Here is a 15197-nt window from a genome sequence, read left to right on the forward strand (position 1 = left end):
GCTATTAATAATTTTGTTAAATTTCTGCTAAACTTCCCATTGATCCACTTGACTGTATCCGTTTGATACCATAAAATACCATAAGGTACCATACAAATCCATTTTTAACCAACGATGCAATTATTTTTGTCTAGCTATATTAATAAAATTGATAAAAAAGGTCGAGTTTCTATACCCGCTCAATTTAGAAATGTATTAGCTAGCAAAAATCATCAAACCATCATTACTTATCAATCTTTTATTAATAACTGCATTGAAGCATGCGCACCTGATCGTTTAGAACAGCTTTATTCTTTTATCGATAATTTAGATCCTTTCTCTGAACAAAAAGATGCATTTGCCACCACTATTTTAGGAGGCAGCTTAATGCTTAATATTGATAATGATGGTAGAGTTTGCTTACCTGATTTTTATGTAGAAAATCTTGGGTTAACTGAAAATGTAACCTTTGTAGGTAAAGGTAATACTTTTGAACTATGGAATTCTGAAAAATTTCAGGAGTATTCCGTTAAAGCCAGAAATCTAGCATTAAACAGCAGAGATTCTTTAAGAAATATTAATATGGGAGGGATAAAAAATGACTCTAAATAACCCTCCACATACGTCAGTGATGCTCAATGAGGTGGTGGCTTTTACTAACCCTACTGCGGACACCATTATCGTAGACTGTACTTTCGGTGCAGGTGGATATACTAGAAAATTATTGGAAAAAGAAGCAAGCGTGATCGCAATTGATCAAGACGCTTCAGTTAAAAAATTTGTGAACGAATTAAGCAAGCAATATAGCAAACTCAAATTTCATAATTGTAACTATTCCCAAATTGATGAAGTGCTCGAGCAAGAAAATCTAACCGGTGTTGACGGTATTGTAATGGATTTAGGTGTATCATCTATGCAACTAGATCAAGCAGAAAGAGGCTTTTCTTTTATGCATGATGGTCCGCTTGATATGAGAATGGGAGAAAATTCAATCAGCGCCTATGATATTATCAATGGGTATGCCGAGAAAGATTTAGCAGATATTTTTTATTATTATGGTGGAGAACGCCACTCAAGAAAAATAGCTAGATTAATTATTGAAGAACGAGCGAAAGAAAAAATAACTACTACTAAAAACCTTGCAGATTTAATCTGCAGAGTAGTTAAAAGATCTCATAAAAACCCTATTCATCCGGCAACCAGGGTATTCCAAGCCATAAGAATTGCTGTAAATGACGAATTAAATCACCTTAAAATTGCTATTAACAAATCAATTAAATTATTAAAAGAAAATGGAGTTTTAGTTATTGTAAGCTTTCACTCTTTAGAAGATATGATTGTCAAAAAGCTTTTTAAAGATGCAGCCAGCGAAAATTATCACCTCCTTACTAAAAAGCCTCTAACACCAACCGAAGAAGAACTTAAGCTTAATCCTCGCTCTAGCTCTGCTAAAATGCGCGTATTAAAAAGAGATAAGTTATGAATAGAATTGTACCTTTGCCAATTTTAATTGCTTTATCTCTGCTAGCTTTAAGCATTTATCTAATGTTTAATATTAAATATCAGGTTAGAAACTTAAAGATCGATGTTACGCAACTTAATAAGCAAATCATTGACGAAAAAGAATCGATCAAAGTTTTAGAAGCTGAATGGGCTTATTTAAACAAACCAGAACGACTCATGAGAATTGCCTCAAAATACCTACCACACCTGGAACCTATCCAAGTAATGCAATTAAATCCCAAGCTTGTTCCACTTGCTAACCGGCAAAAATTTATAGTTGAAGTCATTAAAAACCATTCCCTTTCCAATCAATCAAAAACTGTTAATTACCGAAAGCCAGTAAGGGATTAAATTTGTGGGAATGAGAAGCTTTTTGCTACATTGTAGACGGCAAAATTGGCCTGAAATAATTGCCAAACTTCTTGCTCCTACCCTTAATAAAACCTATCAACGTCTCACCGTTGTTATTGGTGCTTTTTTACTAGTATTTTTTATATTAGTAGTAAAATTACAAAACTTAGTATTTAATAACAATCAAGATATTGAGTTTAAAAAATTTGCCAGTGTTGATGCAGCCTTTAGAAGAGCAAATATTAGCGATCGTAATGGTCAAGTGCTAGCAGTTGATCTTTCCACCACTTCAATTTATGCTAATCCACGAATTATCCTAGATGCACAAGAAGCTGCCTATAAAATATGTGAGATCTTTAGCGACCTTCAATATCAAAATGTATTAAAAGACTTACAATCAAGTAAAAAATTTGTATGGTTAAAACGGCAAGTTCCTCCTAAACAAAAATATGCGGTCAACAAATTAGGCTTGCCTGGTATAGGTTTTGAAGATAGCCACCAAAGGATCTACCCACATAGCAACCTACTTTCCCACATTGTTGGCTTTGTAGGAATTGATGGTATGGGTCTTGGAGGAGTAGAAAAGTATTTCGACAAGCAATTAATTGTTGATCCGAGCGAAGGCAAGCTTAAGCCAGATATCAAGCTAACCCTTGATTTAAAAGTACAATTTGCGGTCCATGAAGAACTAGAAAAAGCCTTAAAAGATTTTAAAGCAATTGGGGCTGCTGCCATTGTTACCGATGTAACTACTGGGGAGATTATTTCCATGGTAAGTTTGCCGGATTTTAATCCTCATCAACCCGGCAAAGCAAAACCTGAGCAAATATTTAACCGCAGCAGCCTTGCATCTTATGAGCTTGGTTCAGTTTTTAAAAGCATGACTCTTGCGATGGCTTTAGATAATAAAACAGTTTCTTTAACTGATGCCTATGATACCAGTGAGCCTATTAAAGTAGCCAGATTCAAACTAAGAGACTTTAGAGGCAAAGGTGGCATACAATCGGTACCAGAAATATTTCTAAATTCATCAAATATTGGTACCGCTAAAATTAGTTTAGATTTAGGTGTAGAAAAACATAAAGCATATTTAAAAAAATTTGGTTTTATGGAAGATATTAAAATTGAAATTCCTGAAATAGGCAGCCCAGTTTTTCCATCTAATTCCAAATGGAGCACTTTAAGCACTATGACTATGTCTTACGGTCATGGCATGATGGTCACTCCTCTGCATATGATCAGAGCATTTGGAGGGATAGTAAATGATGGGGTAATGCATGACCTTACCTTAGTCCAAGGCACCCAAACTGCTGCCAAACAAATTATTAGCCAAAATACCTCACAGCAGATTAAGCAACTATTAAGACTTAATGTAACTGATGGCGCCGGTAAAAAAGCTAATGCTTTTGGATATTTAGTTGGTGGTAAATCTGGCAGCGCAGAAAAAAGTATTAAAGGTGGTTATAATCGCCATGCCAATTTATCTTCTTTTATTGCGGCATTTCCGATTATAAAGCCTAAATATGCTGTGTTTGTAATACTCGATGAACCTAAAGGTAATAAATCTACCTTTGGTTTTTCAACAGGAGGATGGACTGCGGCTCCCGTTGTTGGTAATATAATTTCACGTATTGCTAATATTATTGGTATTGAACCATTTGATGAAAATGACCAAGAAATAATTAGAAAACTCATGATTGAAAGCTATTATAGAAATAAATATAATGAAAGTTTCTGAAATTACCCAATTAATTAATCTTCCTACTCAGATCATCGATCAAGATATTACTCATATTACTGATGATTCACGCAATGTTACGCCCAGTTCTATTTTTATTTGTACTGCTCGTGATCCAATACAGGCTACTAAATTTTGTCAGGCTGCACTTAAGCAAAATGCTGCATTAATTATTACTGGTAATGATACTGATCTTAGCTCCCCTAAATTCAATTTAACTAATCAAGCTCAAGAAATATACGAGACAGAGGACCGACAAGCTAAATGCTCTCTTGAATCAAACAAAATTATTAAAGTATCTAATCCTTATTTAATTAAAGCACGTCTTGCCAAGCTATTCTATCCTACACAGCCAGAATATATTTATGCAGTAACTGGCACCAACGGTAAAACTTCCACTGCTCATTTCACTCGGCAGTTACTTCATTTAAACGATTTAAAATCAGCCAGCATTGGCACTTTAGGCATGATAGGTGATTTTAATAATAAACTAGAAGAAACCGGTCTCACCAGCCCTGGAGTAATTGAATTTAGCAAATTACTTGGAGAGCTAGTTGTTAGCAATATTAACCATCTCGCTATTGAAGCTTCAAGCCATGCATTAGAACAATATAGAATTGGTGAAACTAACATATTTTCTGCAGCCTTCACCAATTTCAGTCAGGACCATTTGGATTACCATCTTACAATGCAAGATTATTTCAAAGCAAAAATGATTTTATTTGAAAGATTATTGCCTCCAAAACATCTTGCCGTACTAAATCAAGATATTGCAGAATTTGAGCAGATCAAACAAATTTGTACAAAAAAAGCACACCAAGTAATTACTTTTGGGCATAAAGGAAAAGATTTAACTATTAAAGATATCGCCCTTAATCAGCAAGGTATTAGCTTAAAGGCTGAGATTTTTGGCAAAAGCCGCGTTTTTCAGTTACCCTTAGTTGGCAAATTCCAAGCTTACAACCTACTTACCGCTATTGGGTTATGCTATCCTCATATTAACCTGAATACACTGGAAGAAGCGACCAACCAACTTAGTAGCATTCCAGGGCGCATGGAAAAAGTTAATCATCAAAAACATATTTTTGTTGATTACGCCCATAAACCTGAAGCTCTAAAAAACATTTTACTTGCAGCTCGCGAGCATCACCCTAAAAAGCTTATTGTAGTACTAGGCTGCGGTGGTAATAGAGATGCCTTAAAAAGACCAATTATGGGTAAAATCGCCTCTGACTATTCAGATATACAAATAATAACTGATGACAACCCTAGATTTGAAAATCCGGCGTTTATTAGGCAAGCAATAATGGCAGCATGCCCAAATGGTATTGAAATTGCTGATCGTGCTAAAGCTATAGAGCAAGCTATATCAATGGCGAGCAGTGAGGATATAGTAGTTATAGCCGGCAAAGGACATGAACAATACCAAGAAATTAACAATGAAAAATTAGATTTTAATGATATACAAATTGCCACAGGGTGCATGTAAATGAGCGAAATTATTTGGGATGACAAATTACTTTCTCAGGCTTTAGGACAGTATGTTCCTTTTACTTTTGAAGCTTATAGTTTTGAATTTAACAGCAAGGAAGTACAAGAAGGCAGCTTATTTATTGCATTACGCGGAGAAAATGGGGATGGCCATAGCTATATAAAAAATGCCCAGGAAAAAGGTGCCATTTGTATTATTGCTGAATATATTCCGAAAGATGCACTCCACACAGATAATATTTTAATCGTCAAAGATTCTAAAAAAGCTCTAAATCAGCTTGGGAAATTTAAGAGAGAGCATGTTAAAGCCACTTATATAGGGGTTACCGGCAGTGTTGGCAAAACCAGCACTAAAGAGATGATTTATTCAGCTTTATCAGTTTTTGGCATGACCCATAAAAACGCCGGTAACTTTAATAATGAGTTAGGATTACCTATAACCTTAGCAAGAATGCCTAACCACACCCAATATGCAGTGCTTGAAATGGGTATGAACCATCTAGGAGAACTAAAATATTTAACTTCTATCGGCAAGCCGGATATTGCAGTAATTACCACCGTAGAAGCAGTACATTTAGAATTTTTTAATTCAATTGAAACCATAGCCCAAGCTAAAGCAGAAATTTTTGAAGGTTTAAACCCACAAGGATTAGCTATTATCAATCATGATAATGCATATTTTGAGCTTATGAATATGCAGGCTATCAAGTTAGGCATTAAAAATATCGGTACTTTTGGCGCTCATCAAGGAGCTTATGCCAAGTTAATTGAATATAAAGCTTATAAAGAACATGCCCTAATTAAAGCCCAAATTAATGATCAAACAATTGAATATCAATTAGGAATGGTGGGAAGACATCAAGCAATTAACTCACTTATACCCTTATTTATCATTAATCATTTAGGCCTGGATTTAAACAAGGGCATAAAGGCTTTATCTACCCAAACAGCTGCTTATGGCCGAGGAACAGTAATTGATGTAATTTATAACAATAAACATCTTACTATTATTGATGAAAGTTATAATGCGTCTCCTGTTGCCGTAAAGGCCGCTTTATACAATTTAGCTGAAAGATTTCCTAATTCACAAAAAATAGCTATTTTAGGAGACATGAAAGAATTGGGTACCGCAGAAAAAACTTTCCATCAAGAACTGAAAGAATATATAATTGATAATAAAATTGCTAAAATTATTTGCATTGGTAGTTTAATGAGAAGCTTATTTGATAGCCTACCAAGAGATTTTACTAAATATGCGTTTAGCAGTGTAACTGAATATTTAAACTCTTCCCCTGATCTTTTTGATAGCCAAGATGTTATTTTGGTTAAAGGATCCTTCTCTATGGGGTTAGGCAGGGTGGTTAGTTATTTAAAGGATTCCAAATAATATGCTTTATTATCTTTATACGCTTCTTATTAACCACTGCCATAGTTTAAACATCCTAAAATATATTACATTTAGAAGTTTTGGAGCATGTCTTACTTCTTTTATTATCGTAATGGTTACCATGCCCCGTTTTATTGGTTATTTAAAGCAACTTAAATCTGGTGGGCAGCCGATTAGGGAAGATGGACCCGAAACTCATTTTAGCAAAAAAGGTACCCCGACCATGGGTGGCCTACTGATGCTTATAGCGATATTTATTACTGTGTTTTTATGGGGCAATCTAACCAATCAATTTTTACTGATTACCTGTTTTGTGACCTTAAGTTATGGGTTACTCGGATTTATTGATGATTATAAAAAAGTTAAAAAACAAAATACTAACGGTGTTACCGGCAAGCAAAAATTGTTAATTCAATTTTTAGTCAGCTTCATTTGTTACTTTTGGATTATCAATATAATACCTATAGAAGTCGCAAGTCATCTAGTTTTTCCTATATTTAAAAATCTCAGCTTTGATTTAGGTTGGTTTTATATAATTTTCATTGCCTTAGTAACAGTTGGTACTTCCAATGCAGTTAATTTAACTGATGGGCTTGATGGTTTGGCTATTGTACCAATTATGATTACCGCACTTTGCTTTGGCATTATTGCCTATGTAGTCGGACATAGTGTATTTGCTAATTATTTGCAGCTTACTCATATTAAAGGTACTAGTGAGCTCGCAGTATTTATTGCCAGTATGATCGGAGCTGGACTCGGATTTTTATGGTACAACTCACAACCAGCACAAATTTTTATGGGTGATACCGGTAGTTTATCCTTAGGCGGCGCATTAGGTATTATTGCTGTACTTACCAAACATGAAATTGTGTTAAGCATTATTGGCGGATTATTTGTTTTGGAAGCTTGCTCAGTAATGTTGCAAGTTTATTATTTCAAAATTACCAAAGGCAAAAGAATCTTCTTAATGGCGCCCTTACATCATCATTTTGAGAAAAAAGGCTGGCCCGAATCAAAAGTAGTTACCCGTTTTTGGATTATCAGTATAATTTTTGCATTATTAGGGCTGGGCACACTTAAAATTAGGTAGTTAATGAATTTCTATCAAAAAGTTCATATTGAATATAGCTTAGATAACATTCACCACTCACGTTATTTAGCTTATACTGCTTGGGGTAATCCTAATAAACCGGCAATACTCTGTGTACATGCACTGACGCGCAATGCCCGTGACTTTGATCTTTTAGCACAAGCTTTAAGTAATAAATATTATGTAATCTGCCTTGATATTGCGGGTCGTGGCCAAAGTGACCCTATGCCTGATCCATTATGTTATAATTATTCGTGTTATCTTCATGATATAATACTTTTGCTAAAAAAACTTAATATTACTAAGTTCAGCTGGATTGGCACTTCAATGGGCGGTATCATTGGTATGGTATTTGCAAGCCTTTACCCTGGGATTCTGGATAAGTTGATTATCAATGATGTGGGCGCTTTTATTCCTAAAGAAGCTCTACAGCGCATCGCTAAATATGTAGGTCGTACTTTCACTTTTGATAATTTGCATGAGCTAGAACAGCAGCTGAGAAAAAACTTTGCTCCTTTTGGGATAACAGATGATCTTCACTGGAAACATATGGCTAAACATAGTTTCTGGATAACCGCTAACAACGAATTTACTTTTGCTTATGATCCGCAAATTACCTTAGGTACTTTCAGATCAGATCCGGCTCAGATTGAGGATGCAGATTTATGGGATATCTGGCAAAAAATCTCCTGTCCTACATTAGTCATAAGAGGCACCAAATCAGATATTTTACAGCATGAAACTTACCTTAAAATGCTTGAAAAACCTCAAGTTAACGGTATTGAATACAAAAACATTGGTCACGCCCCAAGTCTCATGGAACAAAGCCAGATTAAAGATATTCACAATTGGTTAAACTAAAAAGCACACTTATTCTTACTAATATTTACCGCCATATGTAAAATTTACTAAAAAATTACAAATATCGTTATTTACTTCAACATATTTTTGTTATACATATTAACTTTAAATAGTGATGGAGATTATAATGTCTAACCCAACAATTTTAGATTTAGACCAAGACTTAGACGGTATTTATAATGAACTTTCCGATATTATAACAGATTTATCTGCTCCTGATAATCGTGTGGGCGAAGTTGAAAAACTACTAATAAACATGACCGCTCACATAAGCCACTATCCGGATGACCAGAAACGGCAAACCTTAAAATCATTCTTTGAGCCTGTTAGAGTTAACCCCAGTATTAGGCATGCTCTTTTATTCTTGGCTATTGAACAGAACAAATTAGGGGTAGCTAGTTTACTCATCCAATATGGAGCTAATGTAGATATCGAAGATGAAGACGGCACTCCATTACTCTACACTATGATAAGACAAAATAATATCCTGGGCATTGAACTTTTATCTCAGTACAAAGCAGATATTAACCACATAATTAACCATAATATTGAAGAAATGATATTTATTGGTCTTACACCAATTTTATTTGCTGCAATAAACAAACATTGGAATGCTTTTATTAATTTAGCTAACCTTGGTGCCCGCTTAGATAATGACATAACCATTAACCAAATAAAGAGTAAAGCTTGGCAGCTTGCAGAAGAAGAATTAACCAAAAGTCAAGAAGAAGGCTTTATTAATGATAATATGCGCCAGAAGATCGAAACAATTATTAACAATGCTAAAACTGTAGCAACCCAAGCAGCAAGCATCTCCACCCAAGCGAGTAACCCTACCAATATTACTCCGACTATACTTGTTCCAAATAGTTCTACACAAATAAATAATACTACAAATACTATACAAACCACACCAGCGCCGAATTCTAAATTGTCCTACTATGCTAAAAACACTTGTATAGCACTTGCTAGCCTTGTGTTAGGGGTAGCTGCCATTTATGTGCTGGGTAGGTTTTTTGCACCAAAGGCTACTGCTCAAATAACTCACAATATCGCCAATGCATGCGCTAAAATTTTACCAGGATTTAACTCAAAGAGTTTAAACCAAGCAAAAGACTTTTCTCATGTCGGTAACATTTTCAATAGCAAATCAGTAACAATTGCTAGATAATTTATTACTCAAAATTATAGCGCCTTAAGGGTTATTAAACTCTTGGGCGCCATAATTTTTCTGCTGGACCACTGCCATTTTTTATCCCGTTAATTATTTTAATTGATACTAATCATATAAAATGAGTCTTGATACTTCCATAGCAAAATTAAAAATTAACTTCCCAATAGGCTAATAGTAATATTACTGATCATTTAAATTTAATTATCCCCGTTGATTTTACTTGGGTTTAGGGCTTTTTATTCTGCCAGTAAATTTTTGAGTATTATTTCCAGAATCAACGCTTTTAGTTAATTTATCTTGAAATACCTTGTCTAGCATATTTTTTAATCCAGATAACTGAGATTCCATAGTAGCAGATGAATCTTTTTCAATGTTTTCTGCAGCTTTTTCTAATTTATTTAATTGTTTTGTTAGCTCTATTGTCGGTTTATTGCCCTTTGTCAAAAACCGCCTTATACTAGCAATTATTACTACTATAGCAGCTACGATGGGAATAACGGTTGCAATAGCTATACTTGCTAATGCAATAGGATTAACAAGCATACGGACTAGGATAACACCTCTTATTAACTCTGCACCTGTGCTATACATTCTATTCCCGCTTTTAAAATAAGCTTTTGTGCTCAGGATCTTTTAAAAAATGTTGATCTCCTTTACCTTCTTCGGTGGGAGTGTATATTAAAATGCCATCCATTGCTCTATTTAGCTTGGTGGCTATTGCTTGGGTTTCTTGATTCGTAATCTCTACTTTCTCATCTCTAAGCCCTAGATTCTGCTCTTTATAAATAGCTCAATGCTTTTCTTGTATGGCTATCTGAATTTTGCAGCAAGATTCCTAACGCCACATTAAACTTTATATTGCCTTGATCGTTGCGGGGCAAATTTGCATTAAGAACCTGATTTATTATGCTGCTAATGCATTTTTTTAGTACCAGTAAAAGGCTCTACAATACCAAACCGTTAGTTTGAAAAGAAGATATATAGCCTCTACATGTTTGTTAATATACTAACTGTTGTAATAAAAACTTACAATAATGTAAAAAATATCTAAGGTTGATAGATGACCATAGAAAGTTAGACAGAGATACTTAAGGGATCCAAAGAAGCTTGGAAACTGACAAAGAGAACATTGATCAAGTACTATGAAATATGGAGAACCATCTGAAGAACACAGATCAGGTCAAGTGGACGCAACCCACAACTAAAGCCCTGAGTACAACATACTTTTTGAGAATTTGTGGCACCATAAGCGACGGCTAAATTAGCCGCACGCTCAAAAAAAAGGAGCCAATTATAATAATAGCGTTTTGGCAGGCGTAAGGATCATTACAAGCTGCATTCCTTCCATTTTAGGATCAAGTTCTATTTTTCCTACTTCCTGGATTGATTCTTTAATTTTTTCAAATACATTACGGCCTAATTCTTGGTGAGTAATTTCACGTCCTCTAAAACGTAACGATACTTTTACTTTATTACCTTCATTTAAGAATTTAATAATTGCCTTAGTCTTAATATCTAAGTCACCCTGCCCAATATTAGGACGAAGCTTAATTTCTTTTATTTCAACTTTAGTTTGTTTTTTCTTGGCTTCATGAGCTTTTTTTTGTAGCTCATATTTATATTTACCAAAATCAATTATTTTACAAACCGGGGGTTCTGCATTAGGTGAAACTTCTACCAAATCAAGACCTGCTTGTTCAGCTAGATTTAATGCTTCTCTCAATGGTACGACTCCTAACATTTGCCCTTCAGCGCCAACGAGCCTCACCTCTTTCACGTTAATTTCCCTATTAGCTCTGGGAAGATTATTCTTACTTTTTGTTATAGTAGCCTCCTTTTAAATATTATTTATATATCCGCTAATTAATAGTTTTTAAATTTATCAGTTTATGAGTTTTTATCATTTCAACAAATTCATCAAAACTCATGTTTTCTTGTGGCTTATCTAATGAAAGTCTGACAGAAAGTTGATTTTCTTCAACTTCTTTTTTACCGACAATCACCATCACAGGCACTTTTGCTAGTGAATGCTTTCTGATTTTATAGTTAATTTTTTCATTATCTAGATCTAATTCTACTCTTAAGCCTAAACTTATTAATTTTTCGCTAATTTGTGTGGCATAAACATCAGCATCATTTGTAATATTAAGTACTGCGATTTGTACTGGAGCAAGCCACAATGGTAGCTTTCCTGAATACTCCTCAATTAAAATACCAACAAATCTTTCTAATGAACCTAAAATGGCACGATGCACCATTACCGGACGATGTTTTTGCCCGTCTTCACCAATATACGTGGCGCCAAGCCTTTCTGGCATCACAAAGTCAACTTGCAATGTACCGCATTGCCAATGACGACCTATTGCATCTTTCAATACAAATTCAAGTTTAGGGCCATAAAACGCTCCTTCACCCGGATTTAAACTATATTCAAACCCTGTAGTATTCACTGCATCTTTTAAGGCTTTTTCTGCCCTGTCCCATGTCTCATCACTTCCTACTCTTGTTTCAGGGCGGTCAGAGAATTTGACTGAGATATTAGTAAAACCTAAATCATGATAAACTTCTTGTAATAAATTACAGAATTTCACAGTTTCTTCAGTAATTTGATCTTCGGTGCAGAAAATATGCGCATCATCTTGCACAAAACCTCTTACTCTCATTAATCCATGTAATGAGCCTGAAGGTTCATTCCGATGGCACATCCCGAATTCAGCCATTCTAAGTGGTAGGTCACGATAGCTTTTAATCCCTTGATTAAAAATTTGCACATGACAAGGGCAGTTCATTGGCTTAATAGCTAACACATCTTCTTTAGTTTCGGAAGTAAACATATCCTCACGGAATTTTTCCCAGTGCCCCGATTTTTCCCACAAACTCCGATCAACTAGTACAGGAGTTTTAACTTCTATATAACCATTTTGAGCAATTTTATCGCGAATATAATTTTCTAGCAGACGGTAAATGGTCCAACCTTTATGATGCCAGAAAATCATTCCCTGTGCTTCTTCCTGAATATGAAACAAATTAAGTTCACGCCCTAATTTTCTATGATCTCTTTTTTCAGCCTCTTCTAACATATGGAGATAATCTTTAAGCTCGGCTTCCGACCCCCACGCAGTACCATAAATTCTTTGTAACATTGGGTTTTTGCTATCGCCACGCCAATAAGCTCCAGCCAACTTCATTAATTTAAAATATTTAATCTTACCGGTACTAGGCGCATGCGGACCACGACATAAATCAATAAATTGACCTTGCCTATACAAACTGATTATTTCACCTTTTGGAATATCACGTATAATTTCTGCCTTATACAGCTCGCCAATTGACTCAAAAAATTTAATTGCTTCATCGCGATCCCATTCCTCACGCTGAATAGGAATATTTTCTTCACTGATCTGTTTCATTCTTTTTTCAAGCTTAACCAAATCATCAGGCGTAAAAGGTTCATCACGCGCCACATCATAATAAAAGCCGTTTTCAATTACAGGGCCAATAGTAATTTGAGCATCTGGATATAAATCTTTAATTGCTTGGGCTAGCAAGTGCGCTGCATCATGCCTTATAATTTCAAGGCCGTCAGGACTGGTCGGGGTAATAATCTCAACTTTTGAATCTTGCGTAATAACAGTATTTAAGTCTTTTGGCTGGCCATCAATTTTAAGAGCTAAAGCCAGCTTAGTTAAACTTTTACTAATGCTTTCAGCAATATCAAAACCGGTTATTTGGTCTTGATCAAAATTTTTAATCTGGCCATCTGGCAGAGTAATATTAACCATGATAATTATTCCTTAAGTCTTGCATTTATACATTTGCTGCTAGAATAGAAATTTTTTTGGATGACAACACGACTAGCAAATAAAATCAATAGAATTTTTAACTTTCGCCATACTTTGCTATAAAGTTTTATGGTTTGTTGTGGCTTAGGTAAATCAAATTTACTTACCAATTGGTATGCTTCTAAATAACCGCGCTTAAATTTAGCAATTCTTTTACAATAGTCAATTAATGAAAATGGTACAAAGTAACAAGAAGTAATTTTATTAACTTTTTTAAACTCATACGTTTGAGCAAACTTAGCCCATAACACCCAATCTTCCAACTGATCTAACGAGTTTACAAATCCACCTAATCTTACAAATGCCTCTTTAGGGAATAATACATTATTAATAATTAAAAAATTGCTATCATTTAAAGTGCCTTCATCGCGAGGAAAAAGATAAGGCTTACTCACTATTTTATTGTTATGGGTAATTCCGCGTTCATGGGCTAATGAATAAACTATTATCTCCGGTGCAACACTGGCAGTTAAGGTTTCTAAATGATTACTATACCACAGATCATCATCATCTAAAAAAATTAAATAATTACCACTAGCCTTGTCCATTGCAAAGTTACCGGCAGCACTTCTACCTCGTTGTGGTAGCAAATTAAAATATTTAAGCCGATCATCATTAAGCTGTTTAATTAAACTTTCTAAATGGTTAGAACCATCTTCTACAATTATCACTTCAAAATTTTGATAAGCTTGGGTAAGAACTGAAGTTAAAGCCAACTTAAAGCTGTCTCTCCCTGTAGTTCTTATCAAAACTGAAATTAAACTCATAATGCTTTAGTTAATTGGTTCAAATTAATATACCACTTAATAGTATCTTTTAGGGATTTTCTAAAATCTGAGTGTTGCGCCTTATAACCTAAATCTTCTTTAGCCTTAATGGAGTCTATGGCATATCTAAAATCATGCCCTTTACGATCTTCAACCAATTTAATCAGCGATCCATAAGCAAACCCAGGGGAAATCTCAGCAAAAATCTCACATAGCAGCCTAGCAATATCAATATTAGTTTGCTCATTATCCCCGCCGAAACAATAAGACTCACCTATTTTACCTTTTAAGATGGCTAGTAGAATACCTCTTGCATGATCATCAACATGAATCCAGTCCCTAATATTTAATCCATTACCATAAATAGGAATATCCTGCTTATTTATTAGGCAATGAATAATTTTAGGGATAAATTTTTCACTATGCTGCCTTGGTCCATAATTATTACTACAATTAGTAATTATCACGGGTAAATTATAGGTATGAAACCAAGCTCTAACCAAGTGATCACTAGCAGCTTTTGAAGCAGAATATGGAGAGTTAGGTTGGTAATTTGATCGCTCAGTAAAATAACCACTCTCTCCTAATGAACCATAAACTTCATCTGTTGAAATATGTAAAAATAAAAAGTTTTGTTTAGCAAGATAGTAATTTAAACAAGCATTTAGTAAATTATAAGTACCAACAATATTAGTTTGAACAAAACTATCAGGATCATTAATTGAATTATCTACATGAGATTCCGCTGCAAAATTTACCACCAAATCAATATTATACTTATTGAGCAACCCACCGACCAAGCTTTTATCAGCAATATCACCATACACCACTTGGCAATCAAGTCCGTCAATATTAGATTCGCTTGCAGCATAAGTAACTTTATCTAAAATTACTAACAGTAGGTTAGGGTATAAACTTTTAATGAGGCTAGCAAAGTTACTGCCTATAAAGCCCAGGCCTCCGGTAATTAATACTGATTTAAAATTCATTGAAAAATATTTCTAACTATGCAAT

The 15197-nt window shown here is 34.6% G+C and carries 14 protein-coding genes; 9 read left to right on the forward strand and 5 right to left on the reverse strand.

Annotated elements, in window-relative coordinates:
• The first annotated feature begins 114 nt into the window (after nucleotides 1–114).
• From EF513_RS01870 to EF513_RS01910, 9 genes are all read left to right on the forward strand, one after another.
• On the forward strand, nucleotides 115–591 hold the full coding sequence (locus EF513_RS01870) for a division/cell wall cluster transcriptional repressor MraZ (protein ID WP_125215720.1): 477 nt from the start codon (nucleotides 115–117) through the stop codon (nucleotides 589–591).
• The gene (rsmH, locus tag EF513_RS01875) at nucleotides 578–1462 is read left to right on the forward strand and encodes a 16S rRNA (cytosine(1402)-N(4))-methyltransferase RsmH (RefSeq protein ID WP_125215721.1); all 885 of its coding nucleotides are present in this window, start codon (nucleotides 578–580) and stop codon (nucleotides 1460–1462) included. The genes EF513_RS01870 and rsmH overlap by 14 nt, the downstream gene beginning before the upstream one ends.
• Nucleotides 1459–1833, forward strand: coding sequence for a cell division protein FtsL (gene ftsL / locus EF513_RS01880; RefSeq protein ID WP_125215722.1), 375 nt, complete (start codon nucleotides 1459–1461; stop codon nucleotides 1831–1833). The genes rsmH and ftsL overlap by 4 nt, the downstream gene beginning before the upstream one ends.
• A gap of 10 nt (nucleotides 1834–1843) precedes the next feature.
• Nucleotides 1844–3571 (forward strand): peptidoglycan D,D-transpeptidase FtsI family protein, encoded by a 1728-nt coding sequence (locus EF513_RS01885; RefSeq protein ID WP_125215723.1) that lies wholly within the window; start codon nucleotides 1844–1846, stop codon nucleotides 3569–3571.
• Nucleotides 3558–5060 carry a UDP-N-acetylmuramoyl-L-alanyl-D-glutamate--2,6-diaminopimelate ligase gene (locus EF513_RS01890; protein ID WP_125215724.1) on the forward strand — a complete coding sequence of 501 codons (1503 nt, stop codon included), beginning with the start codon at nucleotides 3558–3560 and terminating at the stop codon, nucleotides 5058–5060. The genes EF513_RS01885 and EF513_RS01890 overlap by 14 nt, the downstream gene beginning before the upstream one ends.
• Nucleotides 5061–6449: a UDP-N-acetylmuramoyl-tripeptide--D-alanyl-D-alanine ligase gene (locus EF513_RS01895; RefSeq protein ID WP_125215725.1), complete on the forward strand. Its 1389-nt coding sequence runs from the start codon at nucleotides 5061–5063 to the stop codon at nucleotides 6447–6449.
• A 1-nt stretch (nucleotide 6450) separates the two neighbouring features.
• Nucleotides 6451–7539: a phospho-N-acetylmuramoyl-pentapeptide-transferase gene (gene mraY, locus EF513_RS01900; protein WP_125215726.1), complete on the forward strand. Its 1089-nt coding sequence runs from the start codon at nucleotides 6451–6453 to the stop codon at nucleotides 7537–7539.
• 3 nt (nucleotides 7540–7542) lie between these two features.
• A complete protein-coding gene (locus EF513_RS01905; protein WP_125215727.1) occupies nucleotides 7543–8400 on the forward strand; it encodes an alpha/beta fold hydrolase in 858 nt (285 codons plus the stop codon).
• 127 nt (nucleotides 8401–8527) lie between these two features.
• Nucleotides 8528–9571: an ankyrin repeat domain-containing protein gene (locus EF513_RS01910; protein WP_125215728.1), complete on the forward strand. Its 1044-nt coding sequence runs from the start codon at nucleotides 8528–8530 to the stop codon at nucleotides 9569–9571.
• Nucleotides 9572–9790: 219 nt separating this feature from the next.
• Here EF513_RS01910 and EF513_RS01915 read toward each other — a convergent pair whose 3' ends face one another.
• The 5 genes from EF513_RS01915 to rfbB form a co-directional block, all read right to left on the reverse strand.
• A complete protein-coding gene (locus tag EF513_RS01915; protein WP_125215729.1) occupies nucleotides 9791–10165 on the reverse strand; it encodes a hypothetical protein in 375 nt (124 codons plus the stop codon).
• 700 nt (nucleotides 10166–10865) lie between these two features.
• Complete coding sequence (gene infC, locus EF513_RS01920; protein WP_125215730.1) at nucleotides 10866–11399, reverse strand: translation initiation factor IF-3; 534 nt, start codon at nucleotides 11397–11399, stop codon at nucleotides 10866–10868.
• Between the two features lie 34 nt (nucleotides 11400–11433).
• Nucleotides 11434–13356 carry a threonine--tRNA ligase gene (thrS, locus tag EF513_RS01925; RefSeq protein ID WP_125215731.1) on the reverse strand — a complete coding sequence of 641 codons (1923 nt, stop codon included), beginning with the start codon at nucleotides 13354–13356 and terminating at the stop codon, nucleotides 11434–11436.
• A gap of 5 nt (nucleotides 13357–13361) precedes the next feature.
• Nucleotides 13362–14183 (reverse strand): glycosyltransferase family 2 protein, encoded by an 822-nt coding sequence (locus EF513_RS01930; RefSeq protein ID WP_125215732.1) that lies wholly within the window; start codon nucleotides 14181–14183, stop codon nucleotides 13362–13364.
• Nucleotides 14180–15172 (reverse strand): dTDP-glucose 4,6-dehydratase, encoded by a 993-nt coding sequence (rfbB, locus tag EF513_RS01935; RefSeq protein WP_125215733.1) that lies wholly within the window; start codon nucleotides 15170–15172, stop codon nucleotides 14180–14182. The genes EF513_RS01930 and rfbB overlap by 4 nt, the downstream gene beginning before the upstream one ends.
• Nucleotides 15173–15197: the final 25 nt, after the last annotated feature.

It is taken from the genome of Rickettsiales endosymbiont of Stachyamoeba lipophora (assembly GCF_003932735.1).
In the GTDB taxonomy this organism is placed as follows: domain Bacteria; phylum Pseudomonadota; class Alphaproteobacteria; order Rickettsiales; family 33-17; genus RICK01.

Coding starts and splice junctions, on each gene's coding strand:
- ftsL (WP_125215722.1), top strand. CDS start 1,459: ATGAATAGAATTGTACCTTTGCCAATTTTAATTGCTTTATCTCTGCTA.
- EF513_RS01870 (WP_125215720.1), top strand. CDS start 115: ATGCAATTATTTTTGTCTAGCTATATTAATAAAATTGATAAAAAAGGT.
- rsmH (WP_125215721.1), top strand. CDS start 578: ATGACTCTAAATAACCCTCCACATACGTCAGTGATGCTCAATGAGGTG.
- EF513_RS01930 (WP_125215732.1), bottom strand. CDS start 14,183: ATGAGTTTAATTTCAGTTTTGATAAGAACTACAGGGAGAGACAGCTTT.
- mraY (WP_125215726.1), top strand. CDS start 6,451: ATGCTTTATTATCTTTATACGCTTCTTATTAACCACTGCCATAGTTTA.
- EF513_RS01910 (WP_125215728.1), top strand. CDS start 8,528: ATGTCTAACCCAACAATTTTAGATTTAGACCAAGACTTAGACGGTATT.
- EF513_RS01915 (WP_125215729.1), bottom strand. CDS start 10,165: ATGTATAGCACAGGTGCAGAGTTAATAAGAGGTGTTATCCTAGTCCGT.
- EF513_RS01895 (WP_125215725.1), top strand. CDS start 5,061: ATGAGCGAAATTATTTGGGATGACAAATTACTTTCTCAGGCTTTAGGA.
- EF513_RS01885 (WP_125215723.1), top strand. CDS start 1,844: ATGAGAAGCTTTTTGCTACATTGTAGACGGCAAAATTGGCCTGAAATA.
- thrS (WP_125215731.1), bottom strand. CDS start 13,356: ATGGTTAATATTACTCTGCCAGATGGCCAGATTAAAAATTTTGATCAA.
- EF513_RS01905 (WP_125215727.1), top strand. CDS start 7,543: ATGAATTTCTATCAAAAAGTTCATATTGAATATAGCTTAGATAACATT.
- rfbB (WP_125215733.1), bottom strand. CDS start 15,172: ATGAATTTTAAATCAGTATTAATTACCGGAGGCCTGGGCTTTATAGGC.
- EF513_RS01890 (WP_125215724.1), top strand. CDS start 3,558: ATGAAAGTTTCTGAAATTACCCAATTAATTAATCTTCCTACTCAGATC.